The organism is Halomonas sp. KM-1 (assembly GCF_000246875.1).
GTDB lineage: Bacteria > Pseudomonadota > Gammaproteobacteria > Pseudomonadales > Halomonadaceae > Halomonas > Halomonas aerodenitrificans.
Genome location: NZ_BAEU01000055.1, coordinates 15,435 through 33,061 on the forward strand (window position 1 = coordinate 15,435; position 17,627 = coordinate 33,061).

A 17,627-nucleotide genomic window follows, 5' to 3' on the forward strand; every position below is an offset into this window, starting at 1 on the left:
GCAATGCAGGTTCTTCAGACGCCTACCTTTACCAAGGCGGTCAAGAAGCTTCATGCCAACCAGAAACGCGATCTCGACAAGACCGTGCGTACTCTGATCGAGAACCCGCTGATCGGTGAACTGAAAAGAGGCGATCTGAGTTTTCTGCGCGTTTACAAATTCAAGATGGCCAAGCAACTGACACTACTTGGCTACCATTACGATGGCGACTCGATCGTGCTGACCCTGATGGCACTGGGCACCCACGAAAATTTTTATCGCGACATCAAGCGCTGACAGATGGCTTCCTCAACCGACGCTCAGTTACTCGCCACCCAGGTCCGCCGCCTGCTCGAAACGGCACCGGCGGCCACGCTGCCGATGACCTACCAGCAGCTCGCCGAAGCCCTGGGGCTTTCCCCGCCGAGGACCATCCAGCGTGTGGCCCAGGCCCTCGAAACACTGATGCGTGAAGACGCCGAGTGCGGTCGACCCTTCATTGCCGCGCTGGTGGTCAGCCGGCGCGATGGCCTGCCGGCACAGGGTTTCTTCGAACTGGCCGTAGCCTTGGGGCGCTTGCCTGCGGAGCCGGCCCGACATATCGAAGCCTATCGTGAAGAGTACCGGCGAGCCCTGGCCGAGCGTCCTTCCTCATCACGATAAAACCAACCCATTAGCGGCGCAGCGGGTCGAGCAGGGCGCCCAGTCCGTTGTGGTCGATCTCGTGCATCAGGTGCAGCAATTCCCCGATCTCTCCGGGCGGAAAGCCCTCGCGAGCGAACCAGTTGAGGTAGGGCCCCGGCAGGTCGGCGATCAACCGGCCTTCGTACTTGCCGAATGGCATCTTCCGGGTAACCAGCTTTTCCAGGTCTTCTGGCTGCACGTCTCTCTCCTGTCGTTGCGCTGCGGCGTATCCCACCAGTAAAGGCGTTGCGGGGCAAGCGAGGAGTTTGCCGAACGCAACATACGCTTACCGGACTGGCATTGTATTGCCGTGGAGCCGGGCTAGCTTCATTAGGGAAGACACAAGCGCCAGTCAGTCACCCACCCAGGGAAGGGAGAGTCGCATGTCATCCGACCATCCTCACGACCCCGCACGTCGCAAGTTCGTCGGCGGCCTGGCCACCGGTATGGCCGCTGCCGTTGCCGGCCCCGCTTTCGCTCAACAGAACGGCGGCAATCAGGCCTCGGCCCAGGGCAGCCCCGAAGAGAGCCCCCTCACACAGATGCAGGACCCGCGGGAGCAGTACCCCCAGCCGCCGTTTCCCGAACAGCCCCAGGAGTGGCCGGGCCTGGCCGGCGAAATGGAGCCAAGACCCGATCACGGCGAAGAGAGCTACCACGGCAGCGGCAGATTGGCAGGCCGCAAAGCGCTGATCACCGGCGGCGACTCCGGCATCGGCAGGGCCGCGGCCATCGCCTATGCCCGCGAAGGCGCCGATGTGGCCATCAACTACCTGGAAGTGGAGGAGCCCGACGCCCGCGAGGTGATCGAGCTGATCGAAGCGGAAGGGCGGACCGCCGTGGCCATACCCGGCGACATTCGCGACGAGGCGTTCTGCCGTGAGCTGGTGGAAACCGCGGTGGAACGACTCGGTGGGCTCGACATCCTGGTCAACAACGCCGCCCGGCAGCAGTGGGCGGAGTCGATCATGGACGTCAGCACCGAGATCTTCGACGACACCATGAAGACCAACCTCTACGCGATGTTCTGGATCACCAAGTCGGCCCTGCCACACATGGAGGAAGGGGCTTCGATCATCAACGTCGCCTCCATGGTGGCCGAAGATCCCCCTGAGATCCTGCTCGAGTACAACATGACCAAGGCGGCGATCGTCAACTTCACCAAGACGCTCTCCAAGCAGGTCGCCGATCAGGGCGTTCGCGTCAATACGATCTCGCCTGGGCCGTTTTGGACCCCGCTGCAGCCCAGCGGTGGCCAACCCCAGGAAGTGGTTTCCACCTTTGGCGAGGACTCCCTGCTGGGTCGCCCGGGGCAACCGGTAGAAATCGCCGGGGTATTCGTCCTGCTCGCCTCGCAGGAGTCCAGCTTCGCTACCGGTCAAAATTACAGCGCCACGGGTGGCGCATGACGAGCTAACGAAAGAGAAAAGCCCCGCCGTGCGGGGCCATGACCGGGTTGACACCCGCACCCAGCCGCGCGAGGCTAAGGGGTAACGCCGCAAGGCGTCCCCGTCCGCGGAAAGGGCTGCGCCCAACGCTTAAGATTGCCGATACCATACGACTCCCGGCCTGTCCGGCGGACACAGGCGCATGGAGGGAATCGTATGTCTTTTCTGTCCCGGCCAGACGCCACGTCGCACGGCCGCTTCAATCTCGAACAGCAGCGCAAGCGTGCCAAGGAACTGCTCAAGGCTGCCCGGACCGACGAGCCGGCTGCGCTGGCGCGTATTCTGCAATACATCCCGCCGCGTGAAGCGCCGCTGCAGCTCGCCGATACCCAGTTCGTCGTCGCCCGCGAATGTGGTTTTCCCAGCTGGCCGAAGCTCAAGGCACATATCGAGGCGCTCGACTTTTCTCGGCGCAGGCTAGCCGAGCGCGGCGACCGCGACATGGCCACGCTGCACATTCGCTGCGGCACGGATATCGAGCACAGCCTGCGCACCGCTGGCTTCGGGGGCGATTTCCTCGAGTTTTCCGATCCGTTCTGCATCGGCCCGCTGCGCGACCTGCCGCCAGAAGACCTCATGACGCTGCGTGCACGCTACCTGGCAGAAATCTCCGGCATGACCGAGCGCGATGCCCTGGCCCGGCTGCGCAAGAGTTACGCCGCGCTGGACGAACTCGAGCGCTATGAGCGCCTGGTGCTGTGGTTCGAACACGATAGCTACGACCAGCTGATCCTGGCCTACCTGCTTCACCGATTGAACGCGAAGCCGCCCAAGGCACGGGTCGAGCTGGTGGCGGTAGAGTCGGTGCCCGGTGTGGAACGCTTCATCGGTATCGGCCAGCTCGCTCCGGACCTGCTGGCCTGGCTGTGGCAGCAGCGCCGCCCCGTGGAGGCGCCGCTGCTGGCGCTGGGTGCTCAGGCGTGGCAAGCGTTGACCGCAAACGGCCCCGAGCCGCTGAAAGCGCTCGTTGCCAGCGGTACGTCGGCACTGCCGATGATGGGCCACGCGCTGGCCCGTCACCTGCAGGAACTACCCGCCGCGGATACCGGGCTCGGCCTGACCGCACGACTGACGCTCGAGATCGTGCGCGACCACGGCCCGCTGCCGGTGGGAAAGACGTTCTCCTACCTCATGCGCGAGTACGAGCCGCTACCCTATCTGGGCGACCTGATGTTCTGGTGGCTGCTACAGCCGCTCATCGCTGAGCCCGAGCCGCTTCTCGACATCAGTGAGAACCAGTGGGAATGGCCCCACCGCCAGCTCGAGCTGACCGAGCGGGGGCGGGCCGTGCTTCACATCTGCGAGAGCAGGTAGTTCGGCTTGCCCAGCATCTTGATCAGTCGCAGCTGTTGCTCCAACCAGTAGGCGTGATCCTCTTCGGTATCGGCCAGGAGCCCCAGCAGCACGTTGCGGGTCTGGAAGTCGCGCTCCCGCTCGCATAGAGCCATGGCTTCCTTCAGGGCGTCGCCCACCTCGTATTCGAGCTGGAGATCGTTGGCGAGCATCTCCTCCACGTCCTGCCCGATACGTACAGGGGTGCGGGTATGCATGTCGGGCTTGCCTTCCAGGAACAGGATGCGTTCGATCAACTGCTTGGCATGGCCTTTTTCATCGTCGAACTCATGGGCGATGCGCTCGTAGAGCTTGGTGAGGCCCCAGTCGGCATACATCTCGGAGTGGATGAAGTACTGGTCCATGGCGGCGAGTTCTGCCGCCAGCAGGCCGTTCAGGGCATCGATGATCTCTTGACTGCCTTTCATGCGTGTCCTTCCCCTGGTGCGAGTCGTGCGAATGCAACCATCCTAGGGAGAATGATTGGATTGGTCAATTTTTCCTTGAAATTCAGTTATTTGATATTGCTTTCGTGTGCGATTCGCATTTGTCTTGGCAACGCCGGAAGCACGGCATCCTGGAGGGCGCGCCCCTCATGGGTGGTGAGCCCCAGCGGCAGGGTAACCGGGGTGTTCTCGACGATGCGCCCCGCCTCCATCACCACTACCCGCGAGCAGAATCGCTCCACCAGCCGCAGGTCGTGGGTGATGAAGAGATAGGCCACCTCGTGTTCTCGCTGCAACTGCTCGAATAGCGACAGCATGCGGATCTGCAGGTGCAGGTCGAGGTTGGAGACCGCCTCGTCGAGGATGATCAGTTTCGGCCGTGGTGCCAGGGCGCGGGCGATGCACACCCGCTGCAGCTGACCGCCGCTCATCTGCTGGGGGTACTTGTCGGCATCCTCAGCGTCGAGACCCACCGCTTCCAGCAGTTCGACCACCCGGTCCCGGCGCGCCGTGCTCTCGAGTTCGCACAGGTGTTCCAAGGGCTCACCGATGATCTCCGCCACCCTGGCGCGTGGATTGACCGCACCGAGCGGGTCCTGGAAGACCATCTGCACCGAGCGTCGCAGCGCCTGCCATTGCGTCTTGGCCAGGTTCTGAAGAGGGCGATCCTCGAAGCGCACCTCTCCCGATGTAGGCGTCTCCAGCCCCACCAGTAGGCGGCTCAAGGTGCTCTTGCCGCAGCCACTGCGCCCCAGCAGGGCGAGGGTCTCGCCGGGGGCGATGTCGAGATCGACGCTCTCCAGTACCGGCGTCACCCGGCCCGCACCCACCAGCGAGAAGCGGCGATAGCCATGATGTACGCCGCGCGCGGCCAACAGGCTCATTGGGTCACCTCGAGCGTCGTGGGGTGGGGGCTGTCAGCGCTGGTGAGCCCATAGAGGGCCAGATGGGCCGCCACCAGTTCGCGGGTGGTGGCGTGAGCGGGACGATGGAAAATCGTCTGTACCGGCCCGGTCTCGACGATGCGGCCCGCTTCCATTACCGCCACACGATCCGCCAGCCGCGCCACCACGCCCATGTCGTGGGTGACCAGCAGAATACCCAGGCCGCGCTCGTGCTTGAGCCGTTCCAGCAGTTCGAGGATCTCGCGCTGAACGATCAGATCGAGATCGGTGGTGGGCTCGTCGGCGAACAGGAAGGGCGCTTCGCTTGCCAGCGCCAGGGCGATCATCATCCGCTGCAGCATGCCGCCGCTCATCTCGAAGGGATGTAGTCCCAACACGCGCTTGGTGTCCTCGAGCCCGGCCTCCTGCATGGCCTTGGCGATGCGCTTCTCCCAGGCCGAGCGGGGTACGCCCAACGCCTTGAAGGTCTCGCGGGCGTGGTCGCGCATGCTGCGCACCGGATTGAAGGCGCTGCGCGGGTTCTGCAGGATGCTCGCCACCAGTCGCCCGCGCAGCTCGGGGAAGTGCAAGGCTTCGCCGCCAAGGCTCACCCGGCCGTCGGTCTGCACGGTGCCGGGAGGCAGCACGCCCAGGCTGGCCGCGCAGGTCAGCGACTTGCCCGAGCCGCTGGCGCCCACCAGGGCCAGCACCTCACCGGGCGAGAGGCTCAGCGAGACGCCGTCCACCAGCGTCAGCGTGCGCCCGTGGCGGTGGGTCTCCACGCGCATGGCGTCGATTCTCAGCGCACTCAATGTCCGAGCTCCAGTTGCAGGTGGGGATCGAGACGGTCGCGCACCGCATCCCCCAGCAGGTTGAATGCCATCACGCTCAGCAGCAGGGCCAGCCCCGGCCAGAACAGCAGCAGCGGCTCGGTCCACACGTACTGGCGCGCGTCGGAGAGCATCACGCCCCATTCGGGCGTCGGTGCGGACACACCCAGGCCGAGGAAGGAGAGCCCCGAGACATGCAGCATGATGTGGCCGACGTCGAGGCTCGCCAGCACCAGCAGCGGCGAGAGAATCGCCGGTAGCAGGTGGCGGGTGAACAGCCGCAGGCGGCTGACCCCGGCCAGCCGCGCGGCGTGGATGAAGTCGCGGTGCTTGAGCGAGAGCACGATGCTGCGCACGATGCGCGCGTACCAGGCCCAGTGGGAGAGGGCAATGGCGACGATCACGTTGACCAGACCGGTGCCGAGTATGCCGATCAGGAACAGCGCCAGCACCAGGGTGGGAAAGGTGAGGAAGATGTCGGTCAGGCGCATGATGACCTGGTCGGTACGGCCGCCGAGAAAGCCCGCCGTGCCGCCTATCGTGATGCCGAGCAGCAGCATCAGCGACATGGTCACCGCCACCGAGCCCAACGACACGCCGGCCCCGGCGATCAGCCGCGAAAGGATGTCGCGACCCAGGTGATCGGTGCCCAGCCAGTGGCTCAGCGAAGGGCTCTGCAGGCGATTCACCAAGTCCACGGCGCTGGGGTCGTGGGGCGTCAGCCAGGGCCCCAGCGCAGCGGCGAGTATCAGCACCACCAGCATCAGCATGGCACCGCGCACCGGCCAGCCGGCGTCCTGCCAGAAATCGCTCACGCTGCGCAGCATCACTCCACCCCCTCGGCGGAGAGCCGAATGCGTGGGTCCGCCCAGGCGTAGACGATGTCGACGATCAGGTTGCACAGCACGAAGATCGTCACCATCAGCAGGGTGAAGCACTGGATCACCGGATAGTCGCGGTTGAATATCGCCGACACCGCGTAGCGGCCCACCCCGGGCCAGCCGAAGATGGTCTCGATGATCAGGGTGCCGCCGATCAGTTCGCCGATGTGCATGCCGGTGGCGGTGATAATCGGCAGCAGGGCGTTGCGCAGCACGTGGGAGCGCTCCACACGGCGCTCCGGCAGCCCGCGCAGCCGGGCATAGGTGACGTGGCGCTGACGGGCCACCTCCAGCATACTGGCGCGCAGCAGCCGGGCGTTGATCGAGAGCGACATCAGCGAGATGGCGATGGCCGGCATCACCAGATGGGCCCAGCTACCGCGGCCCATCGGCGGCAGCCAGCCGAGCTGCACCGAGAACAGCAGCACCAGCAGGAAGCCGAGCCAGAAATTGGGCATCGACACGCCGACGAAGGCGAGCGTACGCACCGCTTGGTCGGGCAGCTTGTTGCGGTGGCGCGATGCCCACATGCCCAGCGGAATCGAGATGCCCAGCGTCAGCACTAGTGCGATCCCGGCCAGCTGCAGGGTCGCCGGCAGGTAGTGGAGCAGGTCCGGCAGCACCGGGCGCTGGGTGGCGTAGGAGACCCCGAAGTCCAGGCGCAGCGCCCCGCCGAGCCAATCCAGGTACTGCACCATCAGCGGCTGGTCGAGGCCCAGCAGGCGCCGGGTTTCCTCCAGCGCCTGGGGGGTGGGCGGCACCTGTGAAAGACGCAGATAGTCCATCGCCGGGTCGGAGGGGCCCAGGTGTAGCAGCAGGAAGATCAGCAGCGACGCCGCCAGCAGCATCGGTGGCAACAGCAGCAGTCGTCGCAGGATAAAGGCTGCCATGGCCTAGCGCGCCTCGGGCTTGAGCTGGTCGAAGGGCACTTCGCTTGCCATGGCGCCGAACGGCATCGGCCCAAGCTCGGGCCGCGCCATGCCGATGGCGGTGATGTAGGTGAGCGGCAGGTAGATCGCCTCGTCGTGCAGCCGGGTCAGAATCCACTCGTAGAGTGCCTGGCGCTGCGCTTCGTCGGTGGAGAGCAGCACCTGGCTGATACGTTCGTCGAGCGTTTCCTTGTCCGGCATGCCGAGCTGGGCCTGGTAGTCGGCATGAGAGGGAGCGCGCATGGAACTGACGAAGGCATGCGGGTCGTAGGGGGAGCCCCAGGTGCGGTTGAAGATCATGCCGAAGCGGCCATCGCGCTGGCGGGCGTAGACGCTGCTCTCCTCCTCGCCGATCAGGCGCACGCCGATGCCGACCCGGCCCAGATCGGCCTGAATGACCTCGGACATGGACTTGGCCACGGCGTCATTGCCGACGAACACCAGTTCGATCATCAGCTCCTCGCCGTTGCGCTGGCGAATGCGACTGCCGGATGCCAGCTGCCAGCCCGCTTCTTCCAGCAGCTCGCTGGCCCGCTGCGGATCGAAGGCATAGGCCTCCAGGCCGATATCGGCGTAGGGCACGTTGGGTGAGAACAGGGTGTCGGCGCGTCGCTGGGTACCGTAGAGCACGCTGTCGATCAGGGTGTACTTGTCCACGGCGTGGTTGATCGCCAGGCGCACGGCGCGATCGGCGGTGGGGCCGCGGTTGCTGTTCAGGGCCAGGGCGTTGGTGCGCATCGGCTCGGAAAGCTCGGCGGTATACATGCCCATGGCGCGGAAGCGCTCGAAGGTATCCGGCGAAATCGGCCCTTCGGCACCGTAGATCAGGTCGATCTCGCCGGTCTCGAAGGCGATGGCGCGGGTATTGGGATCGCCGATCACCTTGACGTCGATCTCGTCGAACGCCGGTGCGGCCCCCCAGTAACTCTCGTTGCGCACGAACAGGTCGCGCTCGCCCATCCGCGTGTCGCTCAGCACCCAGGGGCCGGTACCGATGGGCGCCTCGATGCCTTCCTTGGTGCCGCCTTCGACGAACTGAGAGGGCGCGATGAAGCGGAAAGGGCGCGGCAGGGCCAGCTCCTGCAGCAGCGGGTAGTAGGGCTCGCCGAGCTGAAGCCTGAAGACATGCTCGCTCACCACCTCGGCCCCCTGAATCTGATTGGCCAGCTCCAGCCAGGCGTGGCGCTCGCGGTTGGCGAGTATTGCCTCGATGTTGGCCACTACCGCCGCGGCGTCGAAGGGTTCGCCGTTGGAGAAGCTCACGTCCTCACGCAACTGGAACGTATAGGTGCGTCCATCATCCGATACCTCCCACGACTCCGCCAGCCAGGGCACCACCTGGCCGTCGGCCTGGTAGCGCACCAGCGGTTCAAAGACCATCGCCTGGGCGAACATCTGATTGGGAGAATAGAGGTGGGGGTTGAGGGCGCCGACGTTAGAGGGCCAGGAGAAGTTGAGGCGCTCCTGAGCCGCACTGGGGATGGTCATGAAGGTGGCAGACAAGCCTAGGCTTGCCGCCAGCATCAGGGACAGGGCGGCACGAAAGGGGCGCATGACGATCTCTCGGTATCGTGTAGGGTATGAATATTTATAGAAAACATCATACCGACGCGCATTGTCAATTCGCTGCCCGATCTGGGCGGCGGTGTCATGGCTGGCGTATTCTGTGGCTTTCGCGGGCGGCGATACGGCGCGTCCAGTCACAGCCGGCAGCGGAGGAGCCATGCACAGAATCACCATCACCATCGACGACGGGCTCATGGCGGAGCTGGACCGCATGATCGAGCAGCGGGGCTACCCCAACCGCTCGGAAGCGATCCGTGACCTGGCGCGAGCGGGAATGAAAGAGGCTGCGCGGGCCGAGGGGCAGGAGAGTAGCTGCGTCGGCGTGCTCAGCTACGTCTACGATCACGAGGCCCGCGACCTGGCCCGCCGTTTGACCCGTTCGCACCACGACCATGTCGACCTCACGGTCGCCTCGCTGCACGTGCATCTCGACCCGGAGCGCTGCCTGGAAGTGAGCATTCTCAAGGGCAACACTCACGACGTGCGACACTTCGCCGACAGCATCACCTCGCAGCGCGCCGTGGCGCATGGCGAACTCCAGGTCATCCCCACGCAGCTGGATTGAACGCCATGCACACCTTCGTCAGTGACAAGCCGGTAGGGGTCATCAGCGATACCCACGGCCTGCTGCGCCCCGAGGCGCTCACTCTGCTCGAGGGCTGCGAGCTGATCGTGCATCTCGGCGACGTGGGCGGGGGCGACGAGGACGCCGGCCTGCTCGAACGACTGGCCGAGCTGGCGCCGACCTTCGCGGTGCGCGGCAACATCGACACCGCGCCCTGGGCCGAGGCGCTGCCGACGACGCTGGATCTCAGCGTCAACGGCTGGCACCTGTATCTCACGCATATCCTGCAGGAGCTCGACCCGGCCACACCCTGCGATGCGGTACTTCACGGCCACTCCCACAAGCCGCGCAACGAGTGGCAGGATGGCCGGCTGCTGTTCAATCCCGGTGCTGCCGGCAAGCGCCGCTTTCGCCTGCCCATCACCCTGGGCAAGTTGTGGGCCGACGAGCGTGGCCTGCGTGGCGCCATCCTGCATTTGCCGCTGTAAAGGCCGAGTGAAAGTCAGTCGGCATCGGCCGAAAAGGCCACGTCGCGCTGTGCCTCAAGCATACGGAGCCGCGCTTCCAGCGCCTGCTTGATGCCGGTATACGCTGAACTGCCGAGTGCTAGCCGCATGGGTGGTTGTGCGGCGTCGGCGGCGGCGATCATGGCGTCTATCGTCCTTTCGGCATCGCCCTTTATCTCGAAGCTGCCCCCTGCAATGGCGCGCCTGACATCGCCCGCCGGCGTGGCGTCATAGACCGCCATTGGCGTGCCGCGCACGAGCCCGGCGGCGAAATCGGTGGCGGTGGGGCCCGGTTCGACAATGATGAAATCGACCCCGAACGGCGCCACGTCCTGCGCCGTCGCCTCGACGAAGCCTTCGATACCCCACTTGGTGGCGTGGTAGAGCGAAAAGTTGGGGTAGGCCTTCTGGCCGCCTTCGGAGGAGACCTGCACGATGCGCCCACCGCCCTGGTCGCGCAGGTAGGGCAACACCGCGCGAATGAGCTGAATCGAACCGGTAAGGTTGGTGGCGATCTGGTGTTCGATCTGTTCGTCGCTGAGTTCTTCGGCGGCACCGAAGAGCCCATAGCCTGCGTTCGATACCACCACATCGATCCTTTCCATGCGTTCGAAGGCCTGGCGGGTGACCTCGCGGATCCCAGCCACATCGGTGAGATCGAGTTTCAGCACCAGCAGGCGTTCGCCATGGGCCTGCTGCAGTTCGTCGAGCACGCCTTCCCGGCGCAGCGTGGCAACCACGCGATCACCACGCGCCAGCAGGCGCTCCGTCATCAGGCGGCCGAGGCCTGAAGAGGCTCCGGTAATCAACCATGTCTTGTTCATCGTTTCGTTCCTTCCTTCGGTGGATTGACGAAACCATGGTCGCGCTTCCGATTGGAACGCAGAAGTAGGCTACTGTTGTATGAACTCGTGAGAGAAATTCACCAATGAGCAAGCCAAGCATATCCAAGCCAGCCCTGGCCGATCTGGAAGCCTTTGCGGTGGTGGCCGCCGAACGCAGCTTTCGACGCGCCGCCGACGTCATCGGTGTCTCGCGCTCGGCGCTGAGTCACCGCATGCGGCATCTGGAAGAGCAGCTCGGCGTGCGCCTGTTGCATCGTACTACCCGCAGCGTTTCCCTGACCGATGCCGGTAGCCGGTTCCTGACGCGCATCACCCCCACGCTGAGTGAGCTGAACGCCACGCTGGATACCCTTGCCGACGACCGCGGCGAGCCCGGCGGCGTGCTGCGCATCAACGCCAGCAGGGCAGCGGCTCGGCTGTTGCTTGCCCATGTGGTGCCGGTTTACCTGCGCCGCTACCCGGCAGTGGAACTCGATCTCGTTAGCGAAGGGCGGCTCGTCGACATCGTCGAACAGGGCTTCGACGCCGGGGTACGGCTTGGCGAGGCGGTACCTCAGGACATGATTGCGGTGAAGCTGGGCGGTGCCATGCGCTTCCTGGCGGTGGCCTCGCCGGATTACCTGCACCGCTTCGGCACGCCAAGTGTGCCCGATGATCTGCACAAGCATCGCTGCATCCGCCAGCGGCTGCCCAGCGGCAAGCGCTACCGCTGGGAGTTCGAGCGGCGAGGACAGGAGATCGCCATCGACGTTCCCGGCGCACTGACGCTCGACGACAACGAACTCATGGTCGAAGCGGCAGCCGATGGCCTCGGTATTGCCTACGTACCCGAAATCGTGGCCAGCGAGCGCCTCGCCTCGGGGCAGCTCGTGGCGCTGCTCGAAGCCTGGAGCCCGCCTTATCCCGGCTTGATGCTCTACTACCCCGGGCACCGCCACGTGCCCGCGGCGCTGCGCGCCTTGATCGATCTGTTGAAAACATCAGAAGTTCAGGTGTGATGTGCGACTCCCTGGCCCTGGTAGGAGTGAGTATGATCCGTCCCTGAACGTGATCGGTGACCGCTTGAAAAATATATCGAGTTTGTCAGGTGCTTAAATGACCCGTTTTTTTCTTTTTTACTTCTTGGTTTGTTTCCGTTGCTGGCGCATGCGGAGGTGGCTGACAAGGTGGCGAGCCAAGGTGGGATGCTGTTGTTTCTGAGCGTTCTGTTTTTGATTTTTCTGCTTGTCGTTAAGGTTCGTAGCCATTGGTTGCTATGGCCTTATGCCGCTTTTCTTCTCTTTTGTATTGTTGGGGAAATCGATTTCATCATGATCGATGATGAGATTTTTCATATGGCGATAAACGAGCTTGGCTCTTCATACAGGTATGCGGCCTATGCTCACTTGGTGTCATTGATACTGCTCCTCGTATCGACGTTCTATTTCTTTTCCAGGAGTAGAGCTTCCCGACGGTGAAAATTACTCTCTCCTTGCCACCAGCAGGCCGATGCCGGCGCTCGCCAACAGGCTTGCGCAGGCGCGGTTGAACAGCCGGCGCATCGTGGGGCGCGAGAACCAGTGGCGCAGAAAGGCGCCGAAGCAGGCGTAACCGATGATGGCCACCCATTCGAGTACCAGGAACAGGGCGCCCAGAATCAGGAACTGGAAGGCGACGTCGCCGTCTGGCGTAACGAACTGAGGCAGGAACGCCGTGAAGATCAGGATCGCCTTGGGATTGCCGGCGGCGAGCAGGAACTCCTGCCGGCTCAGGCCCCAGAGCCCCATCGGGGCGGCGGCCATGCCCTCGTCGCTACTCTCGGCGCCCCACAGCTGGAAGGCCAGCCAGAACAGGTAGCCGGCGCCGAGTACCTTGATGAGCAGGAACAGCTTCTCGGAGGTGTAGAGCACGGTAGCCAGGCCCGAGGCGGCGAGGGCGATCATCACCACGAAAGCCGCCAGGCGCCCGATGCCGGCCAGGCAAGCCATGCGCACACCATAGCGTTTGGCGTTGCTCATGGAGAGCAGATTGTTGGGGCCCGGCGCCATGTTCAGAGCGAAGCAGGCCGGCACGAAGAGCAGCAGGGTCAGCAAGTCCATTTGGGCCACCAGAGGGTGCGGTGCGGGTTTCGATTCTGCAACAGCGATGTCAGGCACGACAACCTGAGCGTGTGGCTGCCGCTGGCCTCGGGCACTTTCTGAGATGCGCCTTTTGCCACAGGGGCGTGCTGGCTGATCAGAGCTAGAATGAAAGATGAAGCCCGCAACATAAGCGGGCTCTGACTACGAAAAATACGCAAGGGACCACACCATGACTCAGCGACTGCTCGTCCTGCTGGTGGCACTCCTCTTCTCGAGTGCCGCCTTTGCCAGCCTGCTGCCCACCGAAGCCACCCAGGCAGGCTACTCCGATACCTTCCATCCCCAGGCCCAGCTTCTGGCCGCCTTGGAGAGCACGAACGAAAGCGCTCAGAGCGAACCCTGCGAGTTACGCGCCGAACAGGATGCGTTCTGGCTGGCGCAGGGCTGCTGCCGTGTTTGCCGTACCGGCAAAGCCTGCGGTAACTCCTGCATCAACCGCAACTACACCTGCCGTCAGCCGCCGGGCTGTGCGTGTGATGGATAGCTAGGCTTCGCGTCCCGTGGCGTCGCGGTCGCAGTCATAGCGCTTCATGTACGGGAACGGCGGCAGCCAGGCCTCGCGGCGCACGACCCAGCTCTCGTAGGTGGGCATCAGTTGATCCGGGCTATCCAGGCTGCCTAGGTGAACTTCGATTTCGTCGTCGCTGCGTGCGAAAACCGACGAGCCGCAGCGAGGGCAGAAGAAACGCCCGTTGTAGTCGCGCACTTCGCCCTCTATCGTCACCGCCTCCTGGGGGAACACCGCCGAGGCGTAGAAGAGCGCACCATGGTGCTTGCGGCAGTCCAGGCAGTGACAAATGCCGACCCGGTACGGGCGTCCCGACGCCTCGACTCGAACGTTGCCGCAAAGGCAACCGCCGGTGTATCGCTCCATGCCAGGCCTCCCTGGTATTGACTGACCTTGTATCGACTGATCGCTCAGCGAGAAGAGGGCTGAGTACCCTTCAGAGGTGATAACGCAAGGGTAGCGCTTTCTTGGAGTTCGCCTGAAACCACGCCTGTAAAAATGCAAAGCGCGCCGGAATGAAAGATAATAAGCAGGTTAACGAATGACAGGCACCCGCGAGGCGACATGAATTCCACCATCGAACTGCTGAAATCCCATCGCTCGATTCGCAAATTCACCGACCAGAAGATCCCCCACGAGCTACTGATCGAGCTGATTCGCGCCGGTCAGGCCGCCGCGACCTCCAATCATGTGCAGGCTTACACCGTCATCCACGTGAAGGACCCGGCCAACCGCGAGAAGATCGCCGAGCTGGCCGGCGGCCAGTCGTACGTGGCCACCGCTTCCGACTTTCTGGTGTTCTGCGCCGACATGAAGCGACCCACCGAGGCAGCCGAACGCAGCGGTGCCAACGTCGTGCGCGGCATGACAGAGCAACTGGTGGTGGCCAGTGTGGATGCTGCCTTGATGGCTCAGAACGTGGTCATCGCCGCCGAATCCGAGGGGCTCGGCATCTGCTACATTGGCGGCATCCGCAACAACCCCCAGGCCATCAGCGATCTTCTGCATCTGCCCGAGCACGTCTACCCGGTGTTCGGCTTGTGCCTCGGCTATCCGGCTGTTGATCCGGACGTCAAGCCACGCCTGCCGGTGGAAGCGATCCTCAAGGAGGATTATTACAGCGACGACAGCGAGCATGTCGCCGCCTTCGACGACGCCATGCAGAGCTACTACGGCGAGCGCAGCGGCGGCAACAAGGACACCAACTGGTCGAAGAACCTCTCCCCGCTGTTCAGCAGCAAGCTGCGCGCCCATATGCGCGAGTTTCTCACCAAGCGTGGCTTCGAGATGAAGTGAGCCAGTCCGCCGCTGCCGCTCAACCAGCTTCGCTGCAGCGACAGATGTGGAACTGCCCGGTACCGATATAGGCCGAGGGCAGGGCATCGAACATGTCCCGGGCCGTGCGTACCAGATGCGGCTGATCGTAGAAGCTCGCTTCCGCGGCCAGGGTGGAGAGGGTCATGCCCGGCTGCCAGCGGGCCATGGCGCGGGTGATCTTCAGGTACAGCAGAAAGCGCCGCAGCGTCACCCCCGTTTGCTCGCGGAACAGGTGCGTGAGTCGCGAGGCGGAGATTCCGGCGCGCTCGGCCAGCGCCGTGGCATCCAGCCGTTCCGGCAGAGTCTCACGCAGGTAGTGGCAGATATCCGCGATGCGCGGGTCCAGCGACAGCGGTGACCCGCTGGTAGCGGCCAGGAATTGCGCCAGATTGGCCGAGAGAGTGTGGCAATCGTTGCTATGGGCCAGTGCCCAGGCCTGATCCTCGGCCAACGGCAGGTCCATGCTGGCTCGCCCTGCCAGGCTGCCTGCCAAGCGGCGCCAGGCATCGCTGTCCGGGTCGAGCTGGGCCACCAGCATGGTGGTCTGCCCTGGGCTCAGGGCCTGGGATACGTCCGGTGCCACCACCGCCGCCCGGGTTTGGCGGCGTGCCCCTTCCACATGGAGCTCGAACGTTCCATCCAGTCCCAGCAGCAACGACGCACTCACGTGGCGGTGCGCCCGGTTGGCCGGCAGATGGCCGAGCAGCATCCAGCGGTCGTGCCATAGGTAGAGGGTGCCGCGCAGCGGAGAGGTATTCGTCACAGGCGATCCATGGCTATCGATCCATAGCACCGAGGATACGCCATTCAAGAAACGGACGCCGATACGGCAGGCTCAATGCCCGGCCGGACGCGGCACGCGCAGCCCCAGCCTGTGCGCCACTTCGAAGGTGACGAAGATCGGGCCGATCAGCAGAAAGACCACGTCTTCGATGAACGACGGCTTTTTGCCTTCCACCTTATGCCCCCACACCTGCAACGCCCATGCCGCCACCCAGGTGATCAGCGAGATCCAGAACAGCGACCACCCTGCGTTCAGGATGGCGAAAATGCCCAGCACGGAAAGGGCGAACCAGGCGAGCATCATCACAAAGACACCGAAGGAGAGGCGCAGGTAAACCAGACTGGCCAGCACGCCCAGCAGGGTGGCGCCATTGACCCACTCGGCCGCACCGCCTTCCAGGCCCAGCCAGCGGCCAAGCGGCACCAGCCACAGCAGGCCCAGGGTGGAAAACAGAATGGCCGGCACGCAGACGATATGCACCCACTGGTTCACCGGATGGCGATGGCTCTCGCCGTAGTCGTCGAGAAACTGCTGCAGGTTACGCATGGTCATGCCCTCGTTGTTCTTGGTAGGTCAGGGTCAGGCTCATGCTAGGCGCGTCAGAGGGGCGCTGCCTTGTATGTAACCGCTACGGTGTGGCTGGTAGCCGTGCCTACCTGGGGGCGGTGAACTGGTGCATGACAAATCACACTTAGGTGCTAGGCTTAATCCCATAACGCATAACAATAACCCCTACGCAAGGGATGCCCTATGGGAACCGGAGTCTTCGACGTAACAGATGGGCGTCTGCTTTTGGATGTCGCCCAGGGGCTGGACGAGCTTGCCGAAGCGTCGACCGAAGAGGCCCTGCTCGAGATCCTGCATGCCATTCGTACCCACTTCGGTATGGATGTTGCCTTTATTTCGGAATTCAAAGACGAAAGGCGATTTTTTCGCTTCGTGGATGAAGCCGCCCCTCTTCTGGAAGTAGGAGCGTCGGACCCTCTTGAAGAAAGCTACTGCAAACGGGTTCTGGAAGGCAGCTTACCGGAGGTGGTTCCGGATGCACGACAGGAGCCAGCGGCGCTGGAGCTGGCAGTAACTCTCAAGTTGCCGGTAGGCGCTCACCTCAGCGTGCCCATACGTCTGAAAAACGGCAGTATTTTCGGCACGCTATGCTGCTTCTCTCGCCAACCCGATGTCACGCTGAATGAGCGTGACCTGGCAATGATGCGGGTATTTGCCGACTTTGCCGGGCGGCAGCTAGAGCGACAGCACGAGCGCCAACAGCGGCAACAAGCCGCTAAGGCCAGAATACGCGATGTGCTCGATCATCATCGCTTCCATATCGTCTTCCAGCCCATGCACGATCTCGTCGATAAGCGCATTGCCGGTTATGAAGCGCTGTCGCGCTTCGTTGCCGAGCCGCATCGAGGCCCCGACAAGTGGTTCGAGGAAGCCGCTATGGTAGGGCTTCGGGAGGAGCTGGAGCTGGCCGCCATCGAAATGGCATTAGAGGCGCTGGCTGAAATTCCCCACACGGCCTATCTGTCACTCAATGCCTCCCCGGCTACCCTCCTGTCTGGCCGACTAGCCGATCTTCTCAGCCCTTATCCCCTCGAACGTCTCATGCTCGAGGTGACCGAGCACGATATCGTCGAAGACTATGAGGGGCTTTTCGAAGCGCTGGTCGAGATGCGCAGGCAGGGGCTCAGGTTGGCAATCGACGATGCGGGTGCCGGCTATGCCAGCTTTCGCCACATACTTCATCTGGCACCGAACGTCATCAAGCTGGACCGCTCCCTGGTCCAGGGCATAGACAAGCGCCCCGACAGTCGAGCGTTGGCCGCTGCTCTGGTTGGCTTCACCAACGAGACGGGCAGCCGTCTGCTCGCCGAGGGCGTCGAGACCCAGGCCGAGCTGGAAGTGCTGCGAGACATTGGAGTACGCAAGGCGCAGGGCTATCTGTTGGGTCGGCCGGGTCAGTTGTCTGCCTACGGCTGAGCCTCCAGGTCTTTGGCATG

General features: G+C 63.7%; 22 protein-coding genes. 10 read left to right on the top strand and 12 right to left on the bottom strand.

Annotated features, from left to right (window positions below):
- The first annotated feature begins 3 nt into the window (after nucleotides 1–3).
- Together B8115_RS05325 and B8115_RS05330 are read left to right on the top strand one after the other, a co-directional pair.
- Nucleotides 4–276, top strand: coding sequence for a type II toxin-antitoxin system RelE/ParE family toxin (locus B8115_RS05325; RefSeq protein WP_010626726.1), 273 nt, complete (start codon nucleotides 4–6; stop codon nucleotides 274–276).
- 3 nt (nucleotides 277–279) lie between these two features.
- Nucleotides 280–642, top strand: a complete 363-nt coding sequence (locus B8115_RS05330) for a hypothetical protein (protein ID WP_010626727.1) — start codon at nucleotides 280–282, stop codon at nucleotides 640–642.
- Between the two features lie 10 nt (nucleotides 643–652).
- Here B8115_RS05330 and B8115_RS05335 read toward each other — a convergent pair whose 3' ends face one another.
- Nucleotides 653–862: a DUF3820 family protein gene (locus B8115_RS05335; protein ID WP_010626728.1), complete on the bottom strand. Its 210-nt coding sequence runs from the start codon at nucleotides 860–862 to the stop codon at nucleotides 653–655.
- Between the two features lie 184 nt (nucleotides 863–1,046).
- Here B8115_RS05335 and B8115_RS05340 point away from each other — a divergent pair, with 184 nt between their 5' ends.
- Together B8115_RS05340 and B8115_RS05345 are read left to right on the top strand one after the other, a co-directional pair.
- Nucleotides 1,047–2,072 (top strand): SDR family oxidoreductase, encoded by a 1,026-nt coding sequence (locus B8115_RS05340; protein WP_010626729.1) that lies wholly within the window; start codon nucleotides 1,047–1,049, stop codon nucleotides 2,070–2,072.
- A 195-nt stretch (nucleotides 2,073–2,267) separates the two neighbouring features.
- The gene (locus B8115_RS05345; RefSeq protein ID WP_010626730.1) at nucleotides 2,268–3,425 is read left to right on the top strand and encodes a DUF1835 domain-containing protein; all 1,158 of its coding nucleotides are present in this window, start codon (nucleotides 2,268–2,270) and stop codon (nucleotides 3,423–3,425) included.
- Here B8115_RS05345 and bfr read toward each other — a convergent pair.
- The 6 genes from bfr to nikA form a co-directional block, all read right to left on the bottom strand.
- Entirely contained in the window at nucleotides 3,404–3,871 is a 468-nt protein-coding gene (gene bfr / locus B8115_RS05350; RefSeq protein ID WP_010626731.1) for a bacterioferritin, read from the bottom strand. The genes B8115_RS05345 and bfr overlap by 22 nt on opposite strands.
- 86 nt (nucleotides 3,872–3,957) lie before the next feature.
- Nucleotides 3,958–4,773 (bottom strand): nickel import ATP-binding protein NikE, encoded by an 816-nt coding sequence (nikE, locus tag B8115_RS05355; RefSeq protein WP_010626732.1) that lies wholly within the window; start codon nucleotides 4,771–4,773, stop codon nucleotides 3,958–3,960.
- A complete protein-coding gene (locus B8115_RS05360; RefSeq protein ID WP_010626733.1) occupies nucleotides 4,770–5,585 on the bottom strand; it encodes a nickel import ATP-binding protein NikD in 816 nt (271 codons plus the stop codon). The genes nikE and B8115_RS05360 overlap by 4 nt, the downstream gene beginning before the upstream one ends.
- Nucleotides 5,582–6,430, bottom strand: a complete 849-nt coding sequence (gene nikC, locus B8115_RS05365; protein WP_010626734.1) for a nickel ABC transporter permease subunit NikC — start codon at nucleotides 6,428–6,430, stop codon at nucleotides 5,582–5,584. Before nikC ends, B8115_RS05360 begins: the two co-directional genes overlap by 4 nt.
- Entirely contained in the window at nucleotides 6,430–7,374 is a 945-nt protein-coding gene (gene nikB, locus B8115_RS05370; protein ID WP_010626735.1) for a nickel ABC transporter permease subunit NikB, read from the bottom strand. Before nikB ends, nikC begins: the two co-directional genes overlap by 1 nt.
- A gap of 3 nt (nucleotides 7,375–7,377) precedes the next feature.
- Nucleotides 7,378–8,967 (bottom strand): nickel ABC transporter substrate-binding protein, encoded by a 1,590-nt coding sequence (gene nikA / locus B8115_RS05375; protein WP_010626736.1) that lies wholly within the window; start codon nucleotides 8,965–8,967, stop codon nucleotides 7,378–7,380.
- A 169-nt stretch (nucleotides 8,968–9,136) separates the two neighbouring features.
- On the opposite strand from nikA, the gene nikR reads away from it, so the two are divergent.
- The gene (gene nikR, locus B8115_RS05380; protein ID WP_010626737.1) at nucleotides 9,137–9,544 is read left to right on the top strand and encodes a nickel-responsive transcriptional regulator NikR; all 408 of its coding nucleotides are present in this window, start codon (nucleotides 9,137–9,139) and stop codon (nucleotides 9,542–9,544) included.
- A 5-nt stretch (nucleotides 9,545–9,549) separates the two neighbouring features.
- Nucleotides 9,550–10,032, top strand: a complete 483-nt coding sequence (locus B8115_RS05385; protein ID WP_010626738.1) for a metallophosphoesterase — start codon at nucleotides 9,550–9,552, stop codon at nucleotides 10,030–10,032.
- Nucleotides 10,033–10,046: 14 nt separating this feature from the next.
- Here B8115_RS05385 and B8115_RS05390 read toward each other — a convergent pair whose 3' ends face one another.
- Nucleotides 10,047–10,874: an SDR family oxidoreductase gene (locus B8115_RS05390; RefSeq protein ID WP_010626739.1), complete on the bottom strand. Its 828-nt coding sequence runs from the start codon at nucleotides 10,872–10,874 to the stop codon at nucleotides 10,047–10,049.
- A 104-nt stretch (nucleotides 10,875–10,978) separates the two neighbouring features.
- Here B8115_RS05390 and B8115_RS05395 point away from each other — a divergent pair, with 104 nt between their 5' ends.
- Nucleotides 10,979–11,893 carry a LysR family transcriptional regulator gene (locus B8115_RS05395; protein ID WP_010626740.1) on the top strand — a complete coding sequence of 305 codons (915 nt, stop codon included), beginning with the start codon at nucleotides 10,979–10,981 and terminating at the stop codon, nucleotides 11,891–11,893.
- A 462-nt stretch (nucleotides 11,894–12,355) separates the two neighbouring features.
- Here B8115_RS05395 and B8115_RS05405 read toward each other — a convergent pair whose 3' ends face one another.
- On the bottom strand, nucleotides 12,356–12,973 hold the full coding sequence (locus tag B8115_RS05405; RefSeq protein ID WP_010626742.1) for a LysE family translocator: 618 nt from the start codon (nucleotides 12,971–12,973) through the stop codon (nucleotides 12,356–12,358).
- Between the two features lie 211 nt (nucleotides 12,974–13,184).
- On the opposite strand from B8115_RS05405, the gene B8115_RS05410 reads away from it, so the two are divergent.
- Entirely contained in the window at nucleotides 13,185–13,499 is a 315-nt protein-coding gene (locus tag B8115_RS05410; protein WP_010626743.1) for a hypothetical protein, read from the top strand.
- Here the strand turns inward: B8115_RS05410 and B8115_RS05415 are convergent, their stop codons facing one another.
- Nucleotides 13,500–13,889, bottom strand: coding sequence for a GFA family protein (locus B8115_RS05415; RefSeq protein ID WP_010626744.1), 390 nt, complete (start codon nucleotides 13,887–13,889; stop codon nucleotides 13,500–13,502).
- A 198-nt stretch (nucleotides 13,890–14,087) separates the two neighbouring features.
- On the opposite strand from B8115_RS05415, the gene nfsA reads away from it, so the two are divergent.
- A complete protein-coding gene (nfsA, locus tag B8115_RS05420; protein WP_010626745.1) occupies nucleotides 14,088–14,819 on the top strand; it encodes an oxygen-insensitive NADPH nitroreductase in 732 nt (243 codons plus the stop codon).
- Nucleotides 14,820–14,838: 19 nt separating this feature from the next.
- Here the strand turns inward: nfsA and B8115_RS05425 are convergent, their stop codons facing one another.
- Nucleotides 14,839–15,603 carry a helix-turn-helix domain-containing protein gene (locus B8115_RS05425; RefSeq protein ID WP_010626746.1) on the bottom strand — a complete coding sequence of 255 codons (765 nt, stop codon included), beginning with the start codon at nucleotides 15,601–15,603 and terminating at the stop codon, nucleotides 14,839–14,841.
- Nucleotides 15,604–15,675: 72 nt separating this feature from the next.
- On the bottom strand, nucleotides 15,676–16,176 hold the full coding sequence (locus tag B8115_RS05430) for a DUF962 domain-containing protein (RefSeq protein WP_010626747.1): 501 nt from the start codon (nucleotides 16,174–16,176) through the stop codon (nucleotides 15,676–15,678).
- A 198-nt stretch (nucleotides 16,177–16,374) separates the two neighbouring features.
- On the opposite strand from B8115_RS05430, the gene B8115_RS05435 reads away from it, so the two are divergent.
- Nucleotides 16,375–17,607: an EAL domain-containing protein gene (locus B8115_RS05435; RefSeq protein WP_010626748.1), complete on the top strand. Its 1,233-nt coding sequence runs from the start codon at nucleotides 16,375–16,377 to the stop codon at nucleotides 17,605–17,607.
- Nucleotides 17,608–17,627: the final 20 nt, after the last annotated feature.

Coding starts and splice junctions, on each gene's coding strand:
- B8115_RS05330 (WP_010626727.1), top strand. CDS start 280: ATGGCTTCCTCAACCGACGCTCAGTTACTCGCCACCCAGGTCCGCCGC.
- B8115_RS05415 (WP_010626744.1), bottom strand. CDS start 13,889: ATGGAGCGATACACCGGCGGTTGCCTTTGCGGCAACGTTCGAGTCGAG.
- nikR (WP_010626737.1), top strand. CDS start 9,137: ATGCACAGAATCACCATCACCATCGACGACGGGCTCATGGCGGAGCTG.
- B8115_RS05395 (WP_010626740.1), top strand. CDS start 10,979: ATGAGCAAGCCAAGCATATCCAAGCCAGCCCTGGCCGATCTGGAAGCC.
- B8115_RS05345 (WP_010626730.1), top strand. CDS start 2,268: ATGTCTTTTCTGTCCCGGCCAGACGCCACGTCGCACGGCCGCTTCAAT.
- B8115_RS05390 (WP_010626739.1), bottom strand. CDS start 10,874: ATGAACAAGACATGGTTGATTACCGGAGCCTCTTCAGGCCTCGGCCGC.
- bfr (WP_010626731.1), bottom strand. CDS start 3,871: ATGAAAGGCAGTCAAGAGATCATCGATGCCCTGAACGGCCTGCTGGCG.
- B8115_RS05325 (WP_010626726.1), top strand. CDS start 4: ATGCAGGTTCTTCAGACGCCTACCTTTACCAAGGCGGTCAAGAAGCTT.
- B8115_RS05430 (WP_010626747.1), bottom strand. CDS start 16,176: ATGACCATGCGTAACCTGCAGCAGTTTCTCGACGACTACGGCGAGAGC.
- B8115_RS05405 (WP_010626742.1), bottom strand. CDS start 12,973: ATGGACTTGCTGACCCTGCTGCTCTTCGTGCCGGCCTGCTTCGCTCTG.
- nikA (WP_010626736.1), bottom strand. CDS start 8,967: ATGCGCCCCTTTCGTGCCGCCCTGTCCCTGATGCTGGCGGCAAGCCTA.
- nfsA (WP_010626745.1), top strand. CDS start 14,088: ATGAATTCCACCATCGAACTGCTGAAATCCCATCGCTCGATTCGCAAA.
- B8115_RS05410 (WP_010626743.1), top strand. CDS start 13,185: ATGACTCAGCGACTGCTCGTCCTGCTGGTGGCACTCCTCTTCTCGAGT.
- nikC (WP_010626734.1), bottom strand. CDS start 6,430: ATGCTGCGCAGCGTGAGCGATTTCTGGCAGGACGCCGGCTGGCCGGTG.
- nikE (WP_010626732.1), bottom strand. CDS start 4,773: ATGAGCCTGTTGGCCGCGCGCGGCGTACATCATGGCTATCGCCGCTTC.
- B8115_RS05385 (WP_010626738.1), top strand. CDS start 9,550: ATGCACACCTTCGTCAGTGACAAGCCGGTAGGGGTCATCAGCGATACC.
- B8115_RS05435 (WP_010626748.1), top strand. CDS start 16,375: ATGGGAACCGGAGTCTTCGACGTAACAGATGGGCGTCTGCTTTTGGAT.
- nikB (WP_010626735.1), bottom strand. CDS start 7,374: ATGGCAGCCTTTATCCTGCGACGACTGCTGCTGTTGCCACCGATGCTG.
- B8115_RS05340 (WP_010626729.1), top strand. CDS start 1,047: ATGTCATCCGACCATCCTCACGACCCCGCACGTCGCAAGTTCGTCGGC.